The organism is Taklimakanibacter lacteus, assembly GCA_003576695.1.
Taxonomy (GTDB): domain Bacteria; phylum Pseudomonadota; class Alphaproteobacteria; order Rhizobiales; family Aestuariivirgaceae; genus Taklimakanibacter; species Taklimakanibacter lacteus.
In genome coordinates, this window is record QOZQ01000017.1 from 67,315 (window position 1) to 92,243 (window position 24,929).

Genomic DNA, 24,929 nt, shown 5'->3' on the forward strand with positions numbered 1-24,929 from the left:
TTGTTACAGTTTTGCTTCCCGCCCATACACTCCTGATCAAAGTATCGAGTAAACTTCCCAGCAAACCCCTCACCCTCCCATTGCTGCGCAATGGGTCCCTCCCTCTCCCTGCTAAAGCGGGGCGAGGGTAAAAGACCGCAGGTCATGCTGAACACGTCAGAACCGATCGACACGGAAGGTTGAGAGATCCGTATTGCTCTTGGCCCCGCTGAGCATCTCGCTCAACAGGCGGCCGGTGGTCGGGCCCCAGGTCAGGCCCATATGGCTGTGGCCGAAACCGTACCAGACATTTGAAACCTTGCGCGACGGGCCGATGACCGGCAGGCCGTCGGGCGTGCCGGGCCTGCGCCCCATCCAGCGCGACGCATTCTCGTCGATGGCGCGCAATTTGGGCAGGCAGCGCTTGGCGAAGGGCCACAGCACATCGGCGCGCTTCCAGTTCGGCGCCGCATCGAGGCCGGCGAATTCATCGGTGCCGGCGAGTCTGAGCCCCACATCCATGGGCGTCATGGCCATGGGTGATGCCACATAAGTGAGCGAGCGCCCGAGCGTGATGCCGGGATCGGGGATGACGAGATGGTAGCCGCGCTCGGCTTCGAGCAGCACCTTGTCGCCGAACTGCCGGGCGAAGAAATTCGAATAGGCGCCGGCGCAGATCACCAGCCGGTCGAGCTTGCGCTCGCCGCCGGCTTTCAGTGTGAGGGCTGTTGCCCGCGTTCCGTCCTGCGTGACCTGGACCACCTCGTCCTGCAGGATCTCGCCGCCATTGCGGACCAGATGCTCGGCGATCGTGGTGACGACGGTCCTCGGGTTGCGCACATAGTACCAGCCGCCATGAAAGGCGCCGCAGGCGAAGTCGCGCGCCAGATCAGGCTCGATCTCGGCGATCTCGCCGGGCGACAGGCGGGTCATGTCATAGCCATGCTCGCGCTTGACGATGCGCTCGGGTTCTTCCGCCCGGTACTGCGCCTCGGTGTCATAGAGGCGAAGGCTATCCTTCTTGACCAGGAGATCGGTCGCACCCGCCGCATGCAGCAAGGTGTCGAAATCGCTTACCGCCCGCAGACCGAGCGCGGCCCGCCCGGCGGTGATGCGGCGCACCCGGTGGGGCAGCGCATTGCGTCCGGCGGCCAGGAACCAGGGCAGCGCCTTGGGCAGATAGGACCAGCGGATGGTGAGAGGCCCCAGGGGATCGAGCAGCCAGCCCGGGATCTTGAGGAGGACGCGTGGACGGATGGTCGGCACCACCTCGGCGAAGGCGACGCCGCCGGCATTGCCGAAGGAACAGCCCTCGCCCGGCGCCACCCGGTCGATGACGGTGACCTTGTGCCCGGCGCGCTGCAGGAACGCCGCGGTCGATATGCCGATGATGCCGGCGCCGATGATGGTGATATGGGAAGGGGGCATGGAGGAGAGTGATCCGGGAGAGGGGCCCCGTTCTTCGATCCATTTGCCCTTGCCGTCAAGGCTCCCCTCAGAACCCTGTCCTGGTCGTTCAGAGCCCGCAATTGGTGCGAACGAGAAGTGTGAAGGGATCGATGGCGAACTCCTTCTCCAGGCTGTTGCCGAATTTTGCCAGCCAGCGCTCCTGCGCGTCATAGGCCAGCTTCTCTCTGGCCTGCGGGCATTCGGCCTTGTCGCCGGAGAGGTTTTGCGCGTGATGCACGAGCTCATGGACGAGGATCGAGGTTTCCGCTGCCGTATGGCCGGTCCAGCCACGCGGCAGATAAATCGTGCGGGCCTCATCGTCATAGACGGCGAGGACATCATGCCCCTCGTCCATGTGATCGGAAGGCACGCCGCGGAACCGCAGGCCGCCGAGACGCGCCTTGGACGCGAATTCGATGTCAGGCAGCGCATCGACTGAGAGCCCGAACTCGACAATGAGCCAGGACGAAATCTCGCGCAGCATCTGGGCGGACGGCTGGCGGCTCTTGGGCCGTGCCTCGAACGCGATCCTGTAAACGGGGGTAGCTCGGTGTCCGAATTCCTCAGACGTCTCGCTCGCAAGGGCAGGGCCGTTCGCGGACATGGATCCTGTCAGAATGAAAAGGGTCAAGAGCGCCGGGAGTGAAGCTTTCATCATCCTGCTCTCCTCTATCGTGGAGATTGCTCGACGTGCCGGGAACGATATCATCGGCAACAGGGGAAAAGCGGTGAGGAAACTCACATTTTGAACGGAACACCTCCGATTGGGCGCCTTCCGCGTTTCCCGGATTCCGTCTAACCTCCGAGGCGGCAACCTTCTGGAGGCGCGCATGGGGCGATTGACGACGCATATTCTGGATACGGCCCTCGGCCGGCCGGCCAAGGGTCTGAAGATCGAGCTGTGGGCGCTCGATGACGGGCCCTCGCTCATCAAGACCGTGGTCAGCAACCAGGATGGCCGGGTCGATGCGCCACTCCTCGACGGCGAGGACCTCAAGGTCGGCCAGTATGAATTGCGCTTCCATGCCGGCGCCTATCTGAAGGCCAATGGCGTAGCCTTGTCCGAGCCGCCCTTCCTCGATGTCATTCCGCTGCGCTTCGGCATCGCCAGCAAGGCCGAGCACTATCATGTGCCGCTGCTGCTCTCGCCCTATGGCTATTCGACCTATCGCGGCAGCTGATGCCGGGTCCCCAGTCCCTGCTGCCCATCGCCTATCGCTATTTCGCCGCGGTGGCGGAGGCGGGATCGGTGCGCGGCGCCGCCCAGATGCTGAATGTCGCCGCTTCCGCCATCAGCCGCCAGATCATCCTGCTCGAGAAGCAATTCGATCTGCCTCTGTTCGAGCGCCATGGCCGCGGCTTGACGCTGTCGGCCACGGGCGAAGTGCTGCTCGGCGGGCTCAAATCGGCGGTGCAGGTCCATGAAGCGACGCTCGATCACCTCGACGCGCTGCGCGGCCTCAAGCGCGGCCGCATCCGCATCGCGACTGTCGAGAGCATCTCGGTCTCGGCCCTGCCCGATCTCCTCTCCCGTTTTGCCGCCGATTATCCGGGCATCGAGATCGCCGTGACGGTCGCGGGCTCGGATGCGGTGACCGACCTCGTCCGCAGCCACGATGCCGATCTCGGCTTCACCTTCAATCCGGCGACGCTCGAGGGTCTCGATGTCAGGCTGACGAAGGAGATGCCGTTGGGCGCCATCATGCGGCGCGACCACCCGCTGGCGCGCGAGCGCAGACTGCTCTTCTCCCATTGCCTCGCCTATCCCGTCGCCTGGCCGGCGCGGGGTTTGAGTCTGCGGGGCATTCTCGACAAACTGCAGGCCGCGGCCAGGATCGAGCCGCCGCATGCCTTCGAGTGCAATTCGCTGCGCCTGATGGCGGCCCTTGCCCGGCGCGGCCGCTGTATCGCCTTCCAGACGCGCATCGGCATCGAGCAGGAAATCGCCGACGGCAGCCTGGTCTTCGTGCCGCTCGCCAATCGCCGCATCCCGCCCGACCGGCTGACCATCGTACATCGAAGGGGCAGTGCCGCAGGCCTTGCGGCCGGCGCCTTTCTCGATCGCGCGGTGAAGCACTTCCAGGCAAAGGAGAATGTACGAAAATAGCGCACGGACTGTGGCATTTATTCTCCTTCTTCGTACAGGAGCGGCAATGCTAGGCTATTCGACAGCAGTCTGGAGAAAGCCATGACGGCGAGGAACAGCATCAGATTTCTTCGCCGCGGTGAAGTCGTTGAACTCACCGCTGTCGCACCGATTCGCACTGTGCTGGACTATCTGAGGCTGGAAGAGGGCGCCCGCGGCACTAAAGAAGGATGCTGCGAGGGCGATTGTGGCGCCTGCACGGTGGCGCTGGGTTCCCTGAAGGACGGCAGGCTCGTCTATGAGCCGGTCAATGCCTGCATCCTCCTGCTCGGCCAGATTGACGGCAAGGAACTGGTCACCGTCGATGATCTGAGCGTGAGCGGCAAGTTGCACCCGATCCAGCAGGCGCTGGTCGATCATCATGGCTCGCAATGCGGCTTCTGCACGCCGGGCTTCGTGATGAGCCTGTTCCCGCTCTATCAGTCGGGCGCTGTTGCCAACCGTAAGATGGTCGTCGATCAGCTGGCCGGCAATCTCTGCCGCTGCACCGGCTACCGCCCGATCGTCGAGGCGGCCCTTGCCGCCTGCACGGGTAAGCCCGACGATGCCTGGTCGGAAGCGAGGCTTGAGATCGCCCAGACGCTCGCGGGCTTCGATGATGGCACCGATCTCTTCATCGGCGATGACGAGGAGTTCTTCGCAGCACCTGCCTTTGACGAAGCGTTGGCGCGCCTTACCGAAAAGCATCCCGATGCCGTGATCCTGTCCGGCGCTACCGATGTGGGCCTGTGGATCACCAAGCAGCTGCGGCCGATCCGCAAGATCATCTTCCTTGGCCGCATGCGCTCGCTGCGCGAGATCGTCGAGACGATCGACAGCGTGAGGATCGGCGCTGCCGTTACTTATGCCGAGGCCGAGCCGAGCTTTGCCGCAATCGATCCCGATCTTGCCGAGCTCCTGCGCCGCATCGGCTCGAAACAGGTGCGCGCGACCGGCACGGTTGGCGGCAATATCGCCAATGGCTCGCCGATCGGCGACACGCCGCCGGCATTGATTGCGCTCGGCGCCGGACTTGAACTGCGCAAAGGCAGGCAAACACGCGCACTGCCGATCGAGGATTTCTTCATCGCTTACGGCAAGCAGGATCGTTCGCCAGGCGAAGTCGTCGCCGGTGTGAGCATTCCGATGCTGAAACGCGGCGAGGCCTTCCGCTGCTACAAGATCACCAAGCGCTTCGACCAGGATATCTCCTCGGTCTTGGGTGCGTTCAAATTCGGCATCGCGCAGGGCCGGATAACCGAAGCGCGCATCGCCTATGGCGGCATGGCGGCGACGCCCAAGCGTGCGCTCAAGACCGAAACCGCCGTGAAGTCGTTGTCGCTCGATGACCCGGCGGGTTGGGCCGCGGCCGCTGACAGGCTTGCCGAGGATTTCCAGCCCATCGATGATCACCGCGCCAGTGCCGCCTATCGGTCCGAGACGGCGCGCAATCTGCTCATCAAGGCCTTGACCGAGATGGCGGGCGAGGCGACGCGTAACACGCGCATCACCGGCATGAGGGAATTCGCCCATGCCGGCTAAAGTGAAACGGATCGCGACGGATACGGTTGGGCTGGCGCTCGCTCACGACTCCGCCGAGCTGCATGTCCAGGGCAAGGCCGTCTATATCGACGACATGCGCGAACCTGAAGGCACGCTGCATGTGGCGCCGGGTTATGCGGCGCTGGGGGCCAAGGGCCGCATCACTGTATGCGACCTCTCCGCAGTCCGCGCCTTTCCGGGCGTCGTCGCGGTGCTCACCGCCGGCGACATACCGGGTATCAATGATTGCAGCCCTGCCATGGGCGATGATCCGATCCTGGCGGATGGCGAAATCCTGTTCCACGGCCAGGTGGTCTTCGCCGTGATCGCCGAGACGCGCGATGCCGCGCGCCGCGCCGCAAGGCTGGCGAAGATCGAGATCGCCGGGGAACTGGCTGCGATCACGGTCGAAGATGCGCTGGAGCAGGGCACTGAGGATGTCCTGCCGCCTTACGAATTCAGGCGCGGTGATCCGGGCAAGCTGATCGCCGCCTCCAAGTCGACGATTTCCGACTCGTTCCATGTCGGTGGCCAGGAGCATTTCTATCTCGAGGGCCAGGTGGCGCTGGCGGTGCCGGAAGAAGCCGGCGGCATGCTCGTCTATTCCTCGACCCAGCACCCGACCGAAATGCAGCATTGTGTCGCCAAGATGCTGAAAGTGGCGGACGCCTTCGTGACCTGCGAGTGCCGGCGCATGGGCGGCGGCTTCGGCGGCAAGGAAAGCCAGGCGGCGCAATGGGCGGCGCTGGCCGCTTTGGGCGCCCGCATCACCGGGCGCCCGGTCAAATGCCGGCTCGACCGCGACGATGACATGATCATGACCGGCAAGCGCCATGACCTGCGCATCGATTATCGGGCAGCGCATGACAGGACCGGAAGGCTCACCGCCGTCGATGCGGCCCTTCTGGCGCGCTGCGGCTATTCGGCCGATCTGTCGCTCGGCGTCAATGACCGGGCGATGTTTCATGCCGACAACGCCTATTATTATCCGGCCGTTCGGATCAAATCGCGGCGGCTGCGCACCAATACGGTGTCGAACACGGCCTTTCGCGGCTTCGGCGGACCGCAGGGCATGATGCTGGCCGAACGCATGATGGATCAGATCGCCCATCGTCTGGAGCTCGACCCCCTCGATGTGCGCAAGCGCAATTTCTATGCGCCGGGCCGCGACCGCACCCCCTATGGCATGAAGGTCGTGGACAATATCATCCACGACGTGGTGGCCGAGCTCGAAAAGACCAGCGATTACCGCGCGCGGCGTGAGGCCGTCAGGGCCTTCAATGCGAAGAACCAGGTCCTGAAGAAGGGACTGGCGCTGACGCCGGTCAAATTCGGCATCTCCTTCACCCTCATCCATCTCAACCAGGCGGGCGCGCTCGTCCATCTCTATACCGATGGCTCGGTGCATCTCAATCACGGCGGCACCGAGATGGGGCAGGGCCTCTATATCAAGGTGGCGCAAGTGGTGGCCGAGGAGTTCGGCATCGATCCGGAGCGTGTCAAGATCACGGCAACGACGACCGGCAAGGTGCCGAACACCTCGCCGACCGCGGCTTCCTCGGGCTCCGACCTCAACGGCATGGCGGCGCAGGAGGCGGCGGCACGCATCAAGGCGCGGCTCGTCGATTTCGCCGCGCGCGAATGGAAGGTGAAGCCAGCGCAGATCCGCTTCGCCAAGGGACGGGTGATCATCGGCAATCAGAGCGTGACCCTTGCCGAGCTTGCCAGGCGCGCTCATCAGGCCCGTATCCAGCTCTCATCGACGGGCTTCTACGCGACGCCCGGCATCACCTGGGACCGCGACAAGGTGAAGGGCAAGCCGTTTTTCTATTTCGCCTATGGCGCGTCCTGCTCGGAAGTGACGATCGACACGCTGACAGGCGAGATGCGCGTCGATCGCGTCGACATACTTCATGATGTTGGCCGCTCCCTCAATCCGGCGATCGATCTGGGCCAGATCGAAGGCGGCTTCGTCCAGGGCATGGGCTGGCTCACCACCGAAGAGCTGGTCTTCGATACGCAAGGCCGGCTCAGCACCCATGCGCCCTCGACCTACAAGATCCCCTGCGCCTCCGACGTGCCGGAGGATTTCCGGGTCAAGCTCTTCGCCTCGGCCGGCAACCCGGCCAGCACCATCTACCGCTCCAAGGCGGTGGGCGAGCCGCCTTTGATGCTGGCGCTGTCGGTCTTCTCGGCGATCACCGATGCCATTGCCTCGCTGAAGCCGGGCTGCATGCCGCCGCTCGAAGCGCCGGCGACACCGGAAGCGATCATGAAGGCGGTAAAGGCCATGTCGCCATGAAGGTCTGGCCCCATGTCGTTCAGGCGCTTGAGGCAGGCGAGTCCTGCGCCATGATATCGGTCTGGCGCACCGAAGGCTCAGCACCGCGCGAAGCGGGTGCCAGGCTCGTTCTCACCGTGAGAGGGTTCCATGGCACGATCGGAGGCGGCGCGCTTGAATGGCGTGCACTTGCCGAAGCGCAGAAGAAGATGGCGCGGGGCCGCTCGCTCACCCGTACCGCCCATGCGCTGGGGCCAGAGCTTGGCCAGTGCTGCGGCGGGCGGGTCGAGCTCCTGACGGAAGTTTTCGACATGACCGCGCTGGAGGCGGCACGGGAACTGGCAAATGCCGAATCTTTGGGCGCTTTTGCCACCGAGAGTCATTTGCAATCCGATCACGTTCTCCGCATCATCACAGCCGGGCCCCGGCAGGCCGGCAATATCATGGTCGAGCATTTTGGCGAGGAAAGACGGTCGCTTTATCTCTTCGGCGCGGGCCATGTCGGGCGCGCCCTCATCCTGGCGCTCGCCCCTTTGCCCTTCGCCACACGCTGGATTGACACCCGCCCCGATGCGTTCCCCGCCGCCATGCCGGCCCATGTCGTGCCGGTTGCCGTGCTCGATCCCGTCGCCGAGCTTGGCGCGGCGCCATCCGGCACCTTCCTGCTGATCATGACGCACAGCCATGCGCTCGACCTCGCGATCGCCGAGCGGGCCTTGCGTGACGAGCGCTTTCCCTATGTCGGACTGATCGGCAGCGCCAGCAAGCGCGCCCGGTTCCTGAGCCGCCTGCGTCAGGCGGGCATAGAAGATGAGCGCTTCGCCGCCTTCAAATGCCCCATTGGCCTCTCCGGCATCCGCGCGAAGGAACCGGCGATCATTGCCGCCTCTGCCGTGGCGGAGCTTCTGGAGCGGGATGAGATGTTGAGAACCGGCCGGAATCTTCCCGCAGACGCGCAAACGCCCTATAGAATGAACCAAAAAAAGGGCCAGGGTGGGTGACGGACAAGGACGGCAAAGACCATCTTCTTGAAGCGCTTCACATTGTGAAGATCTTCGGCACCTTGCGCGCCAATGACGATGTTTCGCTTTTTGTGCGGCCGGGCGAGATCCATGCGCTGCTCGGCGAGAATGGCGCCGGCAAGTCGACGCTGGTCAAGATCATCTATGGCGCGCTGCAGCCGACCTCGGGCGAATTGCGCTGGCAGGGAGAGCCCGTCACCATCGGATCCCCCGCCCAAGCCCGCAAGCTCGGCATCGGCATGGTGTTCCAGCACTTCTCGCTGTTCGAGGCGCTGACCGTCGCCGAGAATATCGCGCTGGCCTTGCCGGGCGCCTTCGACATCGCGGCACTTTCGCAGCGCATCAGGACGATCTCGAGGGACTATGGCCTGCCGCTCGAGCCGTCGGCCACGGTCGGCGATCTTTCGGTCGGCGAGCGTCAGCGCATCGAGATCATCCGCTGCCTGCTGCAGGAGCCCAAGCTCCTGATCATGGATGAGCCGACCGCCGTGCTCACCCCGCAGGAGGCCGACCAGCTCTTCCTGGTGCTCGAGCGGCTGGCGAAGGAAGGCTGCTCCATTCTTTATATTTCGCATCGCCTCGAAGAGGTGAAGCGGCTCTGCCAGTCGGCGACCATTTTGCGCCAGGGCAAGGTTGTCGCCTGCGTCGATCCGCGCAAGGAGACGGCGGCAAGCCTGGCGCGGCTGATGGTGGGCAGCGATATCCATGTCGTGCACCCCAAGGCGAAACCCAGATCCGGGCCTGCGCGCCTGGTGCTCGACAAGCTCAGCCTGGCGCAGGATGGTCCCTTCGGCGTCGGCTTGCGCGACATCTCGCTGAGTGTCGCCGGCGGCGAGGTCGTCGCCATTGCCGGTGTCGCCGGCAACGGACAGTCGGAATTCTTCGACGCGATCTCCGGCGAAAAGCCGCTCGCCCGCAATGAGGCGCTGCTGATCGACGGCAAGCCCTGCGGCCGTCTGTCGATCACGGCGCGGCGCCGGATGGGTGCGGCCTTCGTGCCGGAGGAGCGCTTGGGCCACGGCGCCGTGCCGGCCTTCCGGCTCTCCGAGAATGTCATCCTGACGCGCTATGCTTCCGACAAGGATCTGACTCGATCCGGCACCATCGGCCGCGACGCGGCCGCCAATGTCGCCGAGCGCGTGATCAAGTCCTATGACGTCCGCAAGGGCAAGCCCGATCCCGAGGCGCGCGCTCTATCGGGCGGCAACTTGCAGAAATTCGTCGTCGGGCGCGAGCTCGACCGCAACCCGGCGGTGCTGGTCGTCAACCAGCCGACCTGGGGCGTCGATGCGGGAGCGGCGGCCACCATTCGCCAGGCCCTGATCGACCTGGCGCGGGCGGGCTCGGCGGTCCTGGTGATCAGCCAGGATCTCGACGAGATATTCGAGATCGCCGACCGCATCGCGGTGATCTCGCGCGGCCAGTTGTCGGAAGCCTATCCGGCCTCCGAACTGACGCGTGAGAAGATTGGCCTCCTGATGGCGGGCGAGCATGAGATGCGGGAGGAGCGCCATGCAGCTCGTGCTTGAGAAGCGGCCTGAGCGTTCCCGGCGGATGGCATTGCTGTCACCGCTTCTCGCCATCCTGCTCACGGTGATCACCGGCGCCGTCATCTTCGCGCTGCGCGGCATCGAGCCGCTGCACGGGCTCAATGTCTATTTCATCGAGCCCTTGACGCAAATATGGTCGCTCGAGCAGCTGGTGGTGAAGGCGACGCCGCTGGTGCTCATCGGTGTCGGTCTTGCGGTCTGCTACACCGCCAATGTCTGGAATATCGGCGCTGAAGGTCAGTTCACTTTCGGCGCCATTCTGGGCGGAATGATCCTCGTCCTGTTCCCCGCCTGGCAATCGCCGCTGACGCTCGTGATGATGCTGCTCTTTGGCATATTGGGCGGCATGATCTACGGCGCGATCCCGGCCTTGCTCAAGATACGCTTCAATGCCAATGAGATCCTCACCTCGCTGATGCTGGTCTATGTCGTGCAATTTCTGCTCGACTGGCTGGTGCGTGGCCCATGGCGCGACCCGCAAGGCTTCAACTTCCCCAAGACGATCACCTTCGAGGGCTTGCAGCTTCTGCCCATGCTGTCGGGATCGATTCATCTGGGCGCCGTCTTCGCCGTGCTCGCAGCGCTGGTCCTCGCTTTCGTGATGGGCCGCATGCTGAAGGGGTTCGAGGTGCGCGTTGTCGGCAATGCGCCGCGCGCCGCCCGCTTTGCCGGCTTCTCGCGCCCCCGCACCATCCTGTTCTGCTTCCTGCTGTCAGGCGGCCTTGCCGGCCTCGCCGGCATCACCGAGGTGGCGAGCGTTGTGGGGCAGCTGCAGCCGCAGATCTCGCCGGGCTATGGCTTCACGGCGATCATCGTCGCCTTTCTCGGCCGCCTCAATCCTTTGGGCGCGCTGGCCGCCGGCCTGATGCTTGCCTTGAGCTATCTGGGTGGCGAGGCGGCGCAAGTGTCGCTCGGCCTCTCCGACCGCATCGCCAAGGTGTTCCAGGGCATATTGCTCTTCTATATATTGGCCTGCGACACGCTCATCCTCTATCGTTTCCGCTGGCTGAAGCCGCAAGCCTTAGCCGCAACGCAACCGGCGGAGTGACCCCATGGATGTCTGGTTCGCCGTCTTTCTCACCATCGTCACCGCCGCGACGCCCTTGCTGCTGGCGGCGACCGGCGAGCTGGTGGTCGAGCGCTCGGGCGTCCTCAATCTGGGCGTCGAGGGCATGATGGTGATGGGCGCGGTCGCGGGCTTTGGCGCCGCCTTCCTCTCGGGCAATCCTTATCTCGGCGTCATCGCGGCGATCTTCGCCGGCATGGCCATGGCGCTGCTCTTCGGTTTTCTCACCCTTTCCTTGGTGACCAACCAGGTTGCGACCGGCCTGTCGTTGACGCTTCTGGGGCTCGGCCTTTCCGGCCTTCTCGGCGAATCCTTCGTCGGTGAGCCGGGCGTCCGGCTGCCCAAATGGCTCGGCATCGACATGCTCATTCCGCTGTCATTCATCCTCACCGCCGTTGTTGCCTTTGTACTGTTCCGCACCAAGGCCGGCCTCATCATCCGCGCCGTCGGCGACAGTCACAGCTCGGCCCATGCGCTGGGCTATCGTGTCATCTGGGTGCGTTATGGCTGCGTGCTGTTCGGCGGCGCCTGCGCCGGTCTTGCCGGCGGCTATCTGTCGCTTGTCTACACGCCGCAATGGGTGGAGAACATGACGGCCGGGCGCGGCTGGATCGCACTGGCGCTGGTCGTCTTCGCTTCCTGGCTGCCCTGGCGCGTCGCCATCGGCGCCTATCTCTTCGGCGCCATATCCATCCTGTCCTTCGTCGTCCAAACGCGCGGCTGGAGCATTCCACCGCAATTCTTGAACAGCTTGCCCTATCTTGGCACCATACTGGCGCTGGTGGTGATTTCGGCGAGCCGGCGGTTGACGCGCGGCAATGCGCCGGCAAGCCTCGGGCAGCCATTCGTGCCTGATCGATGATAATGCAGGGAGTAAGGAGAACCATATGAAGAAACTTCTGTTAAATGCGGCCGCCCTGGCGCTGGCCGTGGGTATTTCCGCGGGCTCGGCTTCGGCCGCGGACAAGGTCAAGGCTTGCTGGATCTATGTCGGCGCGATCGGCGATTTCGGCTGGACCTATCAGCACGATCAGGGTCGCCTCGCCGTCGAGAAGGAACTGGGCGACAAGGTCCAGACTGTCTTTGTCGAGAATGTCGCGGAGGCGGATTCCGAGCGCGCCATCGAGCGCCTGGCGCGCGAAGGCTGCGCCATCATCTTCACCACCTCCTTCGGCTTCATGGAGCCGACATTGAAGGTCGCCAAGAAATTCCCCGATGTGAAATTCGAGCATGCGACCGGCTTCAAGACGGCGCCCAATGTCACGACGTACAATGCCAAGTTCCATGAGGGCCGTTACGTGATCGGCCAGATCGCCGCCAAGATGTCGAAGACGGGCACGGCCGGCTATATCGTATCCTTCCCGATCCCCGAGGTCGTCGCCGGCATCAATGCCTTCATGCTGGGCGCGCAGTCGGTCAATCCCGATTTCAAGGTGAAGATCGTCTGGGCCAACACCTGGTATGATCCGGGCAAGGAAGCCGATGCGGCAAAGGTGCTGTTCAGCCAGGGCGCCGACATCATCGTGCAGCACACCGACTCGACTGCGGCTCTCCAGGTTGCCGAGGAGCAGGGCAAGCATGGCTTCGGCCAGGCGTCCGACATGATCAAGTTCGCGCCCAAGGCGCAATATACGGCGATCGTCGACAACTGGACGCCTTACTATATTCGCCGCATCAACGACGTGCTGAACGGCACCTGGAAGTCGGAATCCTCATGGGACGGCATGGCGGAAGGCACGGTCAATATCGCGCCCTATACCAATTTGCCGGATGACGTGGTGAAGATGGCGACCGAGACCGCGGAAGCGATCAAGACCGGCAAGCTTCATCCCTTCACCGGCCCGATCACCAAGCAGGACGGCACCGTCGTCGGCGAGGCCGGCAAGGGCCTGCCCGACGGCGATATCCTCGGCATGAACTGGTATGTGAAGGGCATTGACGACCAGCTGCCGAAATAAAGAGTGTGGCATGAACGTAAAAGGCCGGATGTCGGACGCAAGGCCGATGTCCGGTCTCCTCTCTAAGTACCCTCATGCTGAGGTGGCCGCGAAGCGGCCCTCGAAGCGGCCCTCGAAGCATCCATCAGGATAAGCGAGCATGCTGCAACACACCCTTCGAGGCTCGCTGCGCTCGCACCTCAGGGTGAGGGTAGTGGGGGCGCGCTAGATGACACTCGATCCATTTATTGCGGACTGGCTCAATCTCCTGCTGCGCTGGGCGCATATGATCGCCGGCATCGCCTGGATCGGCACGTCGTTCTATTTCGTCGCTCTCGACTTCTCGCTGAAGCGCCGCTCAGGCCTTCCGGCCGGCGTCTATGGCGAGGCCTGGGAGGTCCATGGCGGCGGCTTCTATCATGTGCAGAAATATTCGGTGGCGCCCGCCGACCTGCCGCCCGATCTCATCTGGTTCAAATGGGAGGCCTATCTCACCTGGCTGACGGGTTTCCTGCTGCTCATCGTCCAGTTCTATTTCAACGCGACGGCCTATCTGATCGACCCGGCGGTGCTGCCGCTCGGCCCCTGGCAGGCGATCGCGATCTCGCTCACGAGCCTGGCGGCAGGATGGTTCATCTATGATGCGCTCTGTCGCTCGCCTCTCGTCCATCGCCCGGGCTGGCTCGCGCTCGCCGTCTTCTTCCTCATCCTCATCGCTGCCTATGGTTTCACCCATGTCTTTTCCGGCCGGGGCGCGCTCATCCATATCGGCGCCTTCATCGGCACGATGATGGCGGCCAATGTCTTTGCCGTCATCATTCCGAACCAGAAGAAGATCACCGCTTCCCTGATCAGGGGGGAGGCGCCCGATCCAAGCTTCGGCGTCACCGGCAAGCAGCGCTCGCTGCACAATACCTATTTGACCTTGCCGGTATTGCTGATGATGATCAGCAACCACTATCCGATGATCACCAACCATCCGCAGGCCTGGATCCTGGTCGGTCTCATCGTCATCGGCGGCGCTGCCTTGCGCCATTTCCTGGTGCGCCATGAGGTGGGCGACGGCATGGAGGAGATCGCCTGGACCTTGCCGATCATCTTCGGCGCGCTCGCCGCCGCTTTGTGGCTCACTGAGCCGGTTCGGACGATCGGTGAAGGCCTGGTCGTATCGGATTCGGAAGTCCTGGGCGTCACCGCCAGGCACTGCACCATGTGCCATGCGCTTAAGCCGACGCATCAGGGTTTCAAGGAAGCGCCCAAGGGTGTGGCGCTCGAGACCCTCGATGAATTGCGCCGCTACCGCGCGCAGATCGAGGCCCAGGCGGTGCGCAACAAATCCATGCCGCTCGGCAATGAGACCGGCATGACGGACGAGGAGCGCGCCAAGCTGGGCGCTTGGCTCAGCAGCCAATGACATCGCTTGCCGAGCTCAATGCCACGTCCCAGGCGGCTTTCGTCGCCACGCTCGGCGATGTCGCCGAGCATTCGCCCTGGATTGCCGAGGCCGCATGGCACAGGCATCCCTTCGCGACGCGCGAGGATCTCATCTCGGCATTCGAAACGGCGATGCACGAGGCGCCGCGAACGGCGCAGCTTACCCTGATCCGGGCCCATCCCGACCTCGCGACCAGAGCGAAACTCACGCAGGACTCCTCCAGCGAGCAAGCAGGTGCCGGGCTTGACCGGCTGACCCCCGAGGAGTTTGACCGCTTCACCGCCTTGAACGAGGCCTACAAGCAGCGTTTCGGTTTTCCCTTCATCTTCGCGGTCAAGGGCGCGACCAAAGGTCAAATTCTCGGTGCTTTCGCGGCGCGCATCGCCAACAGTCCGGAAGTGGAATTTGCGACCGCTTTGGCGCAGATTGCCCGGATATTCCGTTTCCGCCTGGAAGACAGGATATCGGCATGACCCGCATCGTGACAGGTGAGCTGGTGACCTTCGGCGTGACCGCCGAGGAGTGCCTGCATGTGCCGAACGGCGCCGTCGTCTCGGGCGATGACGGTCGCATCCTGTGGCGCGGCGCGCGCCAGGATCTCCCGGAAGCCTATCGCGCTGTGCCCGTCGATGATTTCGGCGACTGCCTGATCATGCCGGGCTTCATCGACGCCCATATTCATTTTCCGCAATACCGCATGCTGGCGGCGCCGGGGAAGGATCTGCTCGACTGGCTCACCCGCTTCACTTTTCCGGAAGAGGCACGCTACGGCGATGCAGCCTATGCCGCCGCCGCGGCGGAGAAGTTCCTTGATCGCCTGGTCAGCCACGGCACAACCTCGGCCATGGTCTTCTCCTCGGTGCACAAGGAATGCGCGTCTGCCTTGTTTGCCGCAGCGGCCAGGCGGCAAATGACGATCCTTACCGGCAAGACCATGATGGACCGCGACGTGCCGGCTTCCGTGTGCGACAGTGCCGAAGCAGGCGCCAGGGAGAGCGAAGCGCTCTATCGGCAATGGCACGGCAAGGGACGTCTGCGCTATGTCGTATCGCCGCGCTTTGCCGTCACCTCGACGGAAGCGCAGCTCAAAGTCTCAGGCGAGCTCCTGAAGTCACTGCCGGATGCCCTGATGCAGACGCATCTGTCGGAAAGCATAGGCGAGGTCGTGCGCATCCGCTCGCTCTATCCGAATGACACGGATTATACCGATGTCTATGATCGCTTCGGCCTGTTGAGCGAGCGCAGCGTCTTCGCTCATGGTATCCATCTGTCCGAGCGCGAATGCCAGCGCTTGTCGGAAACGAGATCGGTAGTGGCCCATTGCCCGACCTCGAACCTGTTCCTGGGCTCGGGGCTCATGAGCATGGCGCATCTGCGACAAGGTTCACGGCCGGTGCGCCTCGCGATCGGCACCGATGTCGGTGGCGGCTCGAGCTATTCCATGCTCTCGACCTTGCGCGCCGCCTACGAGGTGCAGATGCTCACCGGTTACAAGCCTTCAGCCTTCGAGTTGTTTCACCTGGCGACTCGCGGCAATGCAAGTGTCCTGCGCCTCGATGAGGAGATCGGCGCGCTCGATGCCGGCAAATGGGCGGATATCGCGGTGATCGACCCCAAGGCGACGCCGGTGCTGGCGAGCCGGCAGGAACTGTCCGAGACGCTGGAGGACAGGCTCTTCGCGCTGGCGATCCTGGGCGATGACCGGGCCATTCGCGCGACCTATATTGCCGGCAAGAAAATGCATGAAAGAAAGTTGGCATGAGCAGCTCCTATCCGCGTGACATGAAGGGCTATGGCCGGGCCATTCCCGACCCCAAATGGCCGGGCGGCGCCTATGTGGCGGTGCAGTTCGTGCTCAATTACGAAGAGGGTGGCGAGAACAACATCCTGCATGGCGATGCGGCATCGGAAGCCTTCCTGTCCGAGATCGTCGGCGCGCAAGCCTGGCCCGGCCAGCGCCACTGGAACATGGAATCGATCTATGAATATGGCGCGCGGGCCGGCTTCTGGCGCCTGTGGCGGATATTCACGGGCGCCAGGATCCCGCTCACCATCTATGGCGTGACGACGGCGCTTGAGCGCTCACCAGACCAGGTGAGCGCGATGAAGGAGGCTGGCTGGGAGATCGCAAGCCACGGCCTCAAATGGATAGAATATCGCGACTTCACCGAAGCCGACGAGCGCGTGCATATGAATGAGGCGATCCGCCTGCATGCCAAGCTCACCGGCGAGCGGCCATTCGGCTGGTATACCGGGCGCTGCTCGATGAACACGACCAGGCTCGTGATGGAGGAGGGTGGCTTCCTCTATTCATCCGACTCCTATGCCGATGACCTGCCCTACTGGATCGACCGGCCGCAGGGCGGCAGGCATCTGATCATTCCCTATACGCTCGATGCCAATGACATGCGCTTCGCCACGCCGCAGGGTTTCAACAGCGGCGACCAGTTCTTCGCCTATCTCAAGGACAGTTTCGATTGCCTCTACGAAGAGGGCCGCCGCGGCTCGCCCAAGATGATGTCGGTGGGCCTGCATTGCCGCCTGATCGGCCGTCCCGGCCGGGCATTGGCCCTGCAGCGCTTCATCGAATATGTGCAGCGCCATGAGCACGTGTGGATCCCGCGCCGCATCGACATTGCCCGCCACTGGCACAAGCAGTTTCCGCAAGGCTGAATGGTGCCGTGGCCAGGCTTGCGCGCATTGTCCTTCCCGACATCCCGCATCACATCGTGCAGCGGGCGCGCTCCGGCCTCACGCTTTTCGCCGATGATGCCGACTATGGCGAGTATCGCGACATACTGGCACGCAACCTGCGCGGCGCGAATCTGGTTTCGGCCTGTCTGATGCCGGACCATGTGCATCTCATTGCCATTCCCTCGACCGGCGACGCCTTGGCCCGCATGATGGGCGAGACGCGCCGTCTCTTCGCCCGCTACAAGGGGCTGGGACCCCAGGGCCTGTGGCGCGGCCGCTATCTGTCCTGTCCGCTCGATGCCGCGCATGCGGCGTCGGCCATCGCTTATCTGAGCTTCAACCCGGTGCGTGCCCGTCTGGTCGAAAAACCCTCCGACTGGAAATGGCATATCGGCGAGACGCGCTTCGATTGCCCGGCCGATGACCGTCATGTCGCGATGATCCGCGCCGCGACGCGCACCGGCCGGCCCGCCGGCGATGCCGATTTCTACACGCGCATCGAATATGAGCTCGGTCGCTCGTTGAAGCCGAAAAAGCGCGGCCGCAAGGCGCGCTGGTGATCAGGGCACGAGGCGAGCAGCCTCGGGAAGCTGAGCCTCCTCGAGATTGTTGCCCGGGCCCTTCCGGTCGATGATCAGGAAGTCGCTCTCCTGCCCAAGCACGAGGAGGGGATAGTGCCACACATTGCGAGCATAATTGATGCCCTGCCGGCCGCTGGCGCGGAACGCTCGGAGCGTTTGCAGTCCTTCCTCGGCGACGACGATGAGCCAGTCGTGATCCTGGAGCGGATAGAAGGCCTGGCTGCCGAGCGGATGACGCTCGACGAAGCCGATCTCGATCGGCATGGGCCTCGGGCGGCCGCGAAACAGGCTGATGATCGTCTCGCCGTCCTCTGTGCCCGTATCGATTCGCGCGAGGTCGTGGAAGCGCTCCGCGAAGCCTTGATTGATCGGGTAGTGATTGGCACCTTCCATTTCGATCACATCGCCGAAGCCTGAGAAGGCGGCGCGGGTGAGAGGTTCGATCGCAAGCAGTCGCGTCATGGCGGTGAGTCTCGAAATGGGAATGCGTGCGAAACTACATGCTAACCTTGGGAAAGACCATAAGGCCGCTGTGGCTGACATGTCACGAACACGGAACTGCGCATGCAAAATCGCCAATTGCGCAAATTTACGTCACATTGACTCACTAGAAGCTGCAAGCTGTTGAAATTGCTGACTGTGAATTTTGATCGGGTCGGCTGACGTAACGGGCGAGTGAAAAGAAGGGTGGTCCTCGCTAAATTGTGATGTTATCAAGTTAGTGGGTTGGGGAACCGATGAGCGCTGGGACGGGCGCTGAGTTCCATGGTTCACCAATCGAGGGGAAAGTTAGGTAATGCGTCTAAAAACGTCCGTGGCCTTGTCGGCCATATTCGCTGTTGCGTTGTCCGGCTGTTCGGCGCTTCCGAGTGAAGGGCCGCAAAGCAAGCAAATCGAAAAAGCCTATCTCGAGAAGAACACCGCGGGCTTCGCGCTCGTCAATGTCGATCGCAATGTCGCCAGCTATCTTGCGCGTCACGACGTGCAGAGCTTCGGCGACCGCTTCGGCAAGGGCAAGCCGGCGCGCGGCGAGTTGATCGGGCCGGGCGATATTCTCAGTGTCACGATCTGGGAAGCCGACAATACCGGCGTCTTCGCCAGCACCAGCACCGCCGATCGCGGCAACATTCCCGATATCGAGGTCAGCGGCAAGGGCACCATCACCATCCCCTATGCCGGCTCGATCAGGGCCGCCGGCCGCACGACCCAGTCGCTGGAAGCGGCCATCACCAAGGCGCTCGAGGCCAAGGCGGTCGAGCCGCAGGTGCATGTGGCGCGCAAGGAGAAGGTCGCCTCGATGGTCACGGTGACGGGGAGCGTCGGCAAGGCCGGCCTCTATCCGTTGAGTCTGCGTGGCGATACGGTGGTCGATGTGATCGCGGGCTCGGGCGGCGCGTCGTCTCCACCCTATGAGACGGTCGTCAACATCACGCGGCGCGGCGAGATCGCCTCGTCCTATCTCGATCATGTCCTCGAGACGCCATCCGACAATATTTATTTGCGCCCCGGCGACCAGATCAGCGTCGAAAGACGGCCGAGGACCTATTCGGCCTTTGGCGCGGTCGAGCGCAAGGGCGTCGTGGAATTCGGCGTCAGCGATCTCAATCTGATGGAAGCGGTCGGCAAGACATCAGGCCTGTCGGATATTCGCGCCGATGCCTCGGGCGTGTTCCTGTTCCGCTTCGAGAAGCGCGCCGTGGCGGAACGCTTCGCCTCCGAGCCCGTCAATGTTTCGGGCGACATCGTGCCGGTGATCTACCGGCTGAACCTCAAGGATCCGAACCAGTATTTCTTCGCCCAGTCGATCGCCATGCGCGACCGCGATGTGATCTACGTGGCCGATGCCTCGACGGTGTCGCTGCAGAAGTTCCTGGGGCTTCTGGGTTCTGCGTTGTCGCCGCCAAGTGCCGCCATCAGGACCGTGAATTCGGCGAACGCCTTGTGATGAGAAGGTCTTCGAGGGTCGCATAGAGGCGTGGCGTGCTGGCGAGGACGGCGTTGCCCTTGGCGAGACCATCGCCGCCGAGGAAGTCGTTCACGCGCCCGCCCGCTTCCTTGATGATGCACAGTCCGGCGGCGACGTCCCACACATTGATATGCGCCTCGAAATAGCCGTCGAGGCGGCCATCGGCCGTGAAGGCGAGGCCGAGCGCGCCCGAGCCCAGCCGGCTGTATTCGCAATGCGAGTCGAGCAGCCTGCCGATCGCTTCGGCATGCGCGGCCACCGGCTGGCGATAGCTGAAGCCGATGCCGAGCCTTGCCTCCTCGAGCGCCGCCACATCGCTGACCTTGATCGGCTTGCCATTGAGGGTGGCGCCCCTGTTGCGGCGCGCGGCATAAAGATCTTCGGTGATGGGATTGTAGATGATGCCGATGACGAATTCGCCCTCGGTGAGGAGGCCGAGCGAAACGCACCATAAGGGGATGCCGCGCAGGAAATTGGCGGTGCCGTCGATCGGATCGATGATCCAGGTAGCCCTGGCGCCGTCATTCTGCCGGCCGCGCTCCTCGCCGAGAAACCCGTCATCGGGAAACAGGCCCTTGAGGGCGCCGACGATCAGGTCTTCGCATTGGCGGTCGGCCTCGCTGACCAGGTCCTGGGTGCCCTTGCGCTCGACAGCGAGTTCCTGGCGCCGGTGATAGTGCTCGGCCGCGAGCCGGCCGGCCGAGCGCACGATGCCCTGCGCCGCCCAATAGCGCTTTTCGATCTCATCCACGTCCACGGGAACTCCTAAATTTCGACTAGCCAAGGCATTTCCACTGGTCCAATCTGTCACACAACTGTCATAATTCGCCGAGGACAGCACATCCGGCAACCATAAAGATGGGCCGGAGCGGGCACCAGGGAGGAACCTCATGAAGAAAGCAACCAAGGCCTTTTTCCTATCGCTGGCCATTGCCGGCGCAACGATTCTTTCAGGTCCGGCGCGCGCCGACGGGAATCTTACCGTCTATTGCTCGGTCCAGGAGGAATGGTGCCAGCTCATGGTCAACGAGTTCCAGAAGGCGACCGGCATCACTGTCGCCATGACGCGCAAGAGCTCGGGCGAGACCTATGCCCAGGTGAAGGCCGAAAGCGCCAATCCCAAGGGCGATGTCTGGTGGGGCGGCACCGGCGACCCGCATCTCCAGGCGGCTGAGGAGGGGCTGACCGAAGCCTACGACTCCCCCATGCTGGCGAAGCTTCATCCCTGGGCCGTCAAGCAGCATGAGACGGCCCAGAAGCGCACCGTCGGCATCTATCTGGGCGCGCTCGGCTACGGCTACAACACCGATCTCCTCGAGCAGAAGAAGCTGGAAGCGCCCAAATGCTGGGCCGACCTGATCAAGCCCGAATTCAAGGGCGAGGTGCAGGTCGCCAATCCCAATTCGTCGGGCACCGCCTATACATTCATCGCCACCCTCGTGCAGATCATGGGCGAGGACGAGGCCTTCAAATATCTGAAAGCCCTCGGCGAGAATATCAACCAGTATACGAAGTCGGGCGCCGCCCCGGCGCAGGCCGCGGCGCGCGGCGAGACCCTGGTCGGCATCGCCTTCCAGCATGACATCGTGACGCCGACCATCACCTCGAACGCGCCCATCAAGAACGTATCTCCCTGCGAGGGCACCGGCTTCGAGATCGGCTCGATGAGCATCGTCAAGGGCGCCCCCAATATGGACAGCGCCAGGAAATGGTATGACTGGGCGCTGACGCCGGAGGCGCAGAAGCTCGCGGCGCAGGCCAACTCCTATCAGAACCCCTCCAATATGGAGGCACCTATCCCCGAACAGGCCCCGAAGATGGCCGATATCAAGCTCATCGACTATGACTTCGCGAAATTCGGCTCGTCCGCCGAGCGCAAGCGCCTGCTGGGCCGCTGGGACAAGGAGATCGGCGCGAAGTAGCGAAACCACGTCGGCCATATCGCGATGTCCCGGCAATCGCGCCACATACTCCTGGTGCTGATCATTGCCTGGCTGGGCCTCGTGGCGTTGCCCTGGTATGGCGTGGCGGCGGGCTTCTGGTCCTTCGCGTGGCTCGCCGCCCCGACCGAAAGCGCCAATGCCTCGGGCATGGTGCAGATGATTGCGCATGGCCGGCACTGGCTGTGGCCGGTGCCGGTCCTGCTCGCCCTCGCGCTGACCGAGGTTTTCCGCTCCTCGGGGCCGCGATCCTGGGTCATCACCTGGTGCGGCGGCCTGGCGCTCGCCTATCTGCTGCTGCAGGGCTTCGCCCTCGGCCTCAAAGGCTGGAATTTCTCGAGCCTTGAAACCCTGTTCGGCCCCGCGAGCCCGCAGATCGGCATGGGCAGCGGCGCCTTCGTCGTCGGAACCGCCTGCCTGCTGCTCCTTTCGGCGGGCCTTGCCCTCAAGGGCTATATGAGGGGCGACGTCTTCCTCGTCTCCTCCATTGCCGTGGTTGTCGCCTGCATCGGCCTTTTCGTCTTCTTTCCGGTGGCGCTCATTCTCGTCGAAGCCGCGCTCACGCCCGAAGGCGGCTATTCCCTGGTCGCGCTGGCGGAGCGCCTGTTCTCGGCCGATGTGTGGAGCGTGACCTGGAACAGCCTCATTCTGGCGGTCGCCGTTGGCCTGGCGACGACCTTGCTCGGCCTGGGCTTCGCGCTTCTCCACAAGCGTACCGGGTTCCGCGCCAAGGGCCTGCTGCGCCTCCTGGCCATCCTGCCGATCATCACACCGCCTTTCGTGATCGGCCTCGGCATCATCTTGCTGTTCGGCCGCAACGGCATGGCGACCTGGCTCCTGAACGAGTTCCTTGGCATTCCACCGAGCCGGTGGATCTATGGCTTCTTCGGCCTGCTCCTGGTGCAGACACTGGCCTTCACGCCCATCGCCTATCTGGTGCTCATCGGCGTCGTCGACGGCATCAGCCCCTCGATGGAGGAAGCGGCGCAGACCTTGCGGGCCAATCGCTGGCGCACCTTCAAGACGGTGACCTGGCCCTTGATGCGTCCCGGCCTCGCCAATGCCTTCCTGATCGGCTTCGTGGAGAGCCTCGCTGATTTCGGCAACCCGCTGGTGCTTGGCGGCAATTACGATGTTCTGTCGACCGACATCTTCTTTGCCATTGTCGGCTCGCAGAACGATCCGGGCCGCGCTTCGGCTCTGTCCATTGCGCTGCTGTTCCTCACCTTGTCGGCCTTCGTCCTGCAGCGGCAATGGATCGGCAAGAAGGTCTATACGACGATTTCCGGCAAGGGCGATTCAGGCCTGCCGGCGCCGCTGCCGGTTGGCGTGAAGCGCCTCGTCTACTGGGCGACCATGCCGTGGCTTGCCTTCACCATCCTCCTTTATGGCATCATCCTGATCGGCGGCTTCGTAAAGTCGCTTGGCATAGACAACACGCCGACCCTCCAGCACTATGTCACGGCCTTCGGCATCGACTGGACCGAGCACGGTCTGTTGTGGAGCGGGCGCGCCTGGCCCTCCTTCTTCACCACCGTCGAGCTCGCCGCCATCGCCGCGCCCTTGACCGCGGTGATCGGCCTTCTCACCGCCTATCTACTGAACCGCCAGCGCTTCATCGGCCAGTCGGCCTTCGAATTCATCACCATGCTGAGCTTCGCCATTCCGGGCACCGTGATCGGCGTCAGCTATATCCTCGCCTTCAACGTGCCGCCGATCGAGCTCACCGGAACCGGTCTCATTCTCATCATCTGCTTCGTCTTCCGAAACATGCCGGTCTCGATCAGGGCCGGTCTTGCCACCATGGCGCAGATCGACAAGAGCCTCGATGAATGCTCTTTGATGCTGCGCCATGGCAGCTTCGCCACCATCCGGCGCGTGGTGCTGCCGCTGTTGAGGCCCGCCATCGTCGCCTCGCTGGTCTATGCTTTCGTGCGCGCCATCACTTCGGTCAGCGCCGTCATCTTCCTGGTCAGCGCCCAGTACAATCTCGCCACCGCTTATATTGTCGGGCGGGTGGAAGTGTCGGATTTCGGCGTCGCCATCGCCTATAGCTCGGTGCTGATCCTGTTCATGCTGCTGGCGATCGGGCTGATCCAGCTGGGTGTGGGCGAGCAGCGCCGCGCCGCGCGCCGCACGGCGCCGGCTGCGCTCGGAATAGGAAGGGGTACCACATGAGCATCGAAAGCAGGTCGGCGGCGGTGCGGCTGCAGGCGGTGGCCAAGCGTTTTGGCGCCGTGACGGCGGTCGATGATATCGATCTTCTCATCGAGCCGGGCACCCTGGTGACGCTGCTCGGACCTTCGGGCTGCGGCAAGACCACGACCTTGCGCATGATCGCCGGCCTCGAAATGCCGACATCGGGCAGCGTCTTCATCGGCGGCAAGGACGTCACCTTGCTGCCGCCCAATGAGCGCGATGTCAGCATGGTGTTCCAGTCCTATGCGCTCTTTCCGCATATGACGGTGATGGAGAACGTCTCCTTTGGCCTGCGTGAATCGAACCTGTCGCGCGAGGCGCAGCGCGCCAAGGCGCAGGAAGGGCTGGCTTTGGTGGGCCTCACCGGCTTCGACGACCGCTTGCCCTCGGAGCTCTCCGGCGGCCAGCAGCAGCGCGTCGCGGTCGCCCGCGCGCTCGTGCTCGAGCCGCAGGTCCTCCTCTTCGACGAGCCCCTCTCCAATCTCGACGCCAAATTGCGCCGCAAGATGCGCGAGGATATCCGCGAGATCCAGCTCAAGCTCGGCCTCACCGCCGTCTATGTGACGCATGACCAGGAAGAAGCGCTCGCCGTCTCGGACAAGATCGTCGTCATGAACAAGGGCCGGATCGCGCAGGAAGGAACACCTGCCGACCTCTATCAGCGCCCGGCCGATGCCTTCGTCGCCGATTTCATCGGCAGCGCCAATCTGGTGCCGGGCGAGATCGTCGCGCGCGACCGGAAGAAGAAAAAGGTCACCGTCGGCCTCGGCAAGTCGAAGCTCGTTCTACCCGCCAATGGAATAAGCGGAGATAAAGTCTTCCTGGTCATCCGCCCGAGCGGGGTGCTGCTCGACGGCAAGGCGGCCAAGAGTGACAGCCTTCCGGCGAAAGTGGCGCGCGCCACATATCTGGGCTCGCACTGGGAATATACGCTCGATGCGGCCGGGCAATCGATCTTCGTCATCCAGCCGGTCGGCAAGCGCTTTACCGCCGGCGCACGCGTCTATATGCAACTCGACCCGGCGCAGCTGGCGCTGGTCGAGCGGAGCTGACCTCCTTTTTCGTCATCCCGGCGAAAGCCGGGATCCCCTAAGTTCTTTCCGCGCGCCCAACGCCACCCGCGTGAACTTAGTCAATGGGTCCCGGCTTTCGCCGGGATGACG

Annotated in this window: 22 protein-coding genes; 18 read left to right on the forward strand and 4 right to left on the reverse strand. The window is 63.5% G+C overall.

Annotated features, from left to right (window positions below):
- Window positions 1-156: 156 nt before the first annotated feature.
- A complete protein-coding gene (locus DT068_RS27095; RefSeq protein ID WP_162914496.1) occupies window positions 157-1,407 on the reverse strand; it encodes an NAD(P)/FAD-dependent oxidoreductase in 1,251 nt (416 codons plus the stop codon).
- An 88-nt stretch (window positions 1,408-1,495) separates the two neighbouring features.
- The gene (locus DT068_RS27100; RefSeq protein ID WP_162914497.1) at window positions 1,496-2,032 is read right to left on the reverse strand and encodes a DUF6647 family protein; all 537 of its coding nucleotides are present in this window, start codon (window positions 2,030-2,032) and stop codon (window positions 1,496-1,498) included.
- 226 nt (window positions 2,033-2,258) lie between these two features.
- Between DT068_RS27100 and uraH the strand changes: the two genes are divergently transcribed.
- The 14 genes from uraH to DT068_RS27170 all read left to right on the forward strand — a co-directional run bounded on the left by uraH (window position 2,259) and on the right by DT068_RS27170 (window position 17,640).
- A complete protein-coding gene (gene uraH, locus DT068_RS27105) occupies window positions 2,259-2,609 on the forward strand; it encodes a hydroxyisourate hydrolase (RefSeq protein WP_119393030.1) in 351 nt (116 codons plus the stop codon).
- The gene (locus DT068_RS27110) at window positions 2,609-3,535 is read left to right on the forward strand and encodes a LysR family transcriptional regulator (RefSeq protein WP_119393031.1); all 927 of its coding nucleotides are present in this window, start codon (window positions 2,609-2,611) and stop codon (window positions 3,533-3,535) included. Before uraH ends, DT068_RS27110 begins: the two co-directional genes overlap by 1 nt.
- Before the next feature lie 81 nt (window positions 3,536-3,616).
- Window positions 3,617-5,095, forward strand: coding sequence for a xanthine dehydrogenase small subunit (gene xdhA / locus DT068_RS27115; RefSeq protein WP_119393032.1), 1,479 nt, complete (start codon window positions 3,617-3,619; stop codon window positions 5,093-5,095).
- Window positions 5,085-7,397, forward strand: a complete 2,313-nt coding sequence (gene xdhB / locus DT068_RS27120; protein ID WP_119393033.1) for a xanthine dehydrogenase molybdopterin binding subunit — start codon at window positions 5,085-5,087, stop codon at window positions 7,395-7,397. Before xdhA ends, xdhB begins: the two co-directional genes overlap by 11 nt.
- Window positions 7,394-8,377 (forward strand): xanthine dehydrogenase accessory protein XdhC, encoded by a 984-nt coding sequence (xdhC, locus tag DT068_RS27125; RefSeq protein ID WP_119393034.1) that lies wholly within the window; start codon window positions 7,394-7,396, stop codon window positions 8,375-8,377. The genes xdhB and xdhC overlap by 4 nt, the downstream gene beginning before the upstream one ends.
- Complete coding sequence (locus DT068_RS27130; RefSeq protein ID WP_368905298.1) at window positions 8,374-9,927, forward strand: ABC transporter ATP-binding protein; 1,554 nt, start codon at window positions 8,374-8,376, stop codon at window positions 9,925-9,927. Before xdhC ends, DT068_RS27130 begins: the two co-directional genes overlap by 4 nt.
- Entirely contained in the window at window positions 9,911-10,996 is a 1,086-nt protein-coding gene (locus DT068_RS27135; RefSeq protein ID WP_119393035.1) for an ABC transporter permease, read from the forward strand. Before DT068_RS27130 ends, DT068_RS27135 begins: the two co-directional genes overlap by 17 nt.
- A 4-nt stretch (window positions 10,997-11,000) precedes the next feature.
- Entirely contained in the window at window positions 11,001-11,876 is an 876-nt protein-coding gene (locus DT068_RS27140) for an ABC transporter permease (RefSeq protein WP_119393036.1), read from the forward strand.
- A gap of 25 nt (window positions 11,877-11,901) precedes the next feature.
- Window positions 11,902-12,972: a BMP family ABC transporter substrate-binding protein gene (locus DT068_RS27145; protein ID WP_119393037.1), complete on the forward strand. Its 1,071-nt coding sequence runs from the start codon at window positions 11,902-11,904 to the stop codon at window positions 12,970-12,972.
- 208 nt (window positions 12,973-13,180) lie between these two features.
- Complete coding sequence (locus DT068_RS27150; protein ID WP_119393038.1) at window positions 13,181-14,365, forward strand: urate hydroxylase PuuD; 1,185 nt, start codon at window positions 13,181-13,183, stop codon at window positions 14,363-14,365.
- Window positions 14,362-14,859: a 2-oxo-4-hydroxy-4-carboxy-5-ureidoimidazoline decarboxylase gene (uraD, locus tag DT068_RS27155; RefSeq protein WP_119393039.1), complete on the forward strand. Its 498-nt coding sequence runs from the start codon at window positions 14,362-14,364 to the stop codon at window positions 14,857-14,859. The genes DT068_RS27150 and uraD overlap by 4 nt, the downstream gene beginning before the upstream one ends.
- The gene (guaD, locus tag DT068_RS27160; protein WP_119393040.1) at window positions 14,856-16,148 is read left to right on the forward strand and encodes a guanine deaminase; all 1,293 of its coding nucleotides are present in this window, start codon (window positions 14,856-14,858) and stop codon (window positions 16,146-16,148) included. The genes uraD and guaD overlap by 4 nt, the downstream gene beginning before the upstream one ends.
- Entirely contained in the window at window positions 16,145-17,059 is a 915-nt protein-coding gene (gene puuE / locus DT068_RS27165) for an allantoinase PuuE (protein ID WP_119393041.1), read from the forward strand. Before guaD ends, puuE begins: the two co-directional genes overlap by 4 nt.
- 8 nt (window positions 17,060-17,067) lie before the next feature.
- Window positions 17,068-17,640, forward strand: coding sequence for a transposase (locus tag DT068_RS27170; RefSeq protein WP_162914498.1), 573 nt, complete (start codon window positions 17,068-17,070; stop codon window positions 17,638-17,640).
- Here the strand turns inward: DT068_RS27170 and DT068_RS27175 are convergent, their stop codons facing one another.
- A complete protein-coding gene (locus tag DT068_RS27175) occupies window positions 17,641-18,123 on the reverse strand; it encodes an ureidoglycolate lyase (RefSeq protein WP_119393043.1) in 483 nt (160 codons plus the stop codon).
- A 334-nt stretch (window positions 18,124-18,457) separates the two neighbouring features.
- Here DT068_RS27175 and DT068_RS27180 point away from each other — a divergent pair, with 334 nt between their 5' ends.
- Window positions 18,458-19,606, forward strand: coding sequence for a polysaccharide biosynthesis/export family protein (locus DT068_RS27180; RefSeq protein ID WP_119393044.1), 1,149 nt, complete (start codon window positions 18,458-18,460; stop codon window positions 19,604-19,606).
- Here the strand turns inward: DT068_RS27180 and DT068_RS27185 are convergent.
- Window positions 19,575-20,378, reverse strand: coding sequence for an inositol monophosphatase family protein (locus DT068_RS27185; RefSeq protein WP_162914499.1), 804 nt, complete (start codon window positions 20,376-20,378; stop codon window positions 19,575-19,577). The genes DT068_RS27180 and DT068_RS27185 overlap by 32 nt on opposite strands.
- 139 nt (window positions 20,379-20,517) lie before the next feature.
- On the opposite strand from DT068_RS27185, the gene DT068_RS27190 reads away from it, so the two are divergent.
- Genes DT068_RS27190 through DT068_RS27200 form a run of 3 tightly spaced genes read left to right on the forward strand, consistent with a single transcriptional unit; the run spans window position 20,518 to window position 24,818 of the window.
- Window positions 20,518-21,549 carry an ABC transporter substrate-binding protein gene (locus DT068_RS27190; RefSeq protein ID WP_119393046.1) on the forward strand — a complete coding sequence of 344 codons (1,032 nt, stop codon included), beginning with the start codon at window positions 20,518-20,520 and terminating at the stop codon, window positions 21,547-21,549.
- Between the two features lie 24 nt (window positions 21,550-21,573).
- Complete coding sequence (locus tag DT068_RS27195) at window positions 21,574-23,745, forward strand: ABC transporter permease (RefSeq protein WP_119393047.1); 2,172 nt, start codon at window positions 21,574-21,576, stop codon at window positions 23,743-23,745.
- Entirely contained in the window at window positions 23,742-24,818 is a 1,077-nt protein-coding gene (locus tag DT068_RS27200) for an ABC transporter ATP-binding protein (RefSeq protein WP_119393048.1), read from the forward strand. Before DT068_RS27195 ends, DT068_RS27200 begins: the two co-directional genes overlap by 4 nt.
- The last annotated feature ends 111 nt before the right edge of the window (window positions 24,819-24,929 follow it).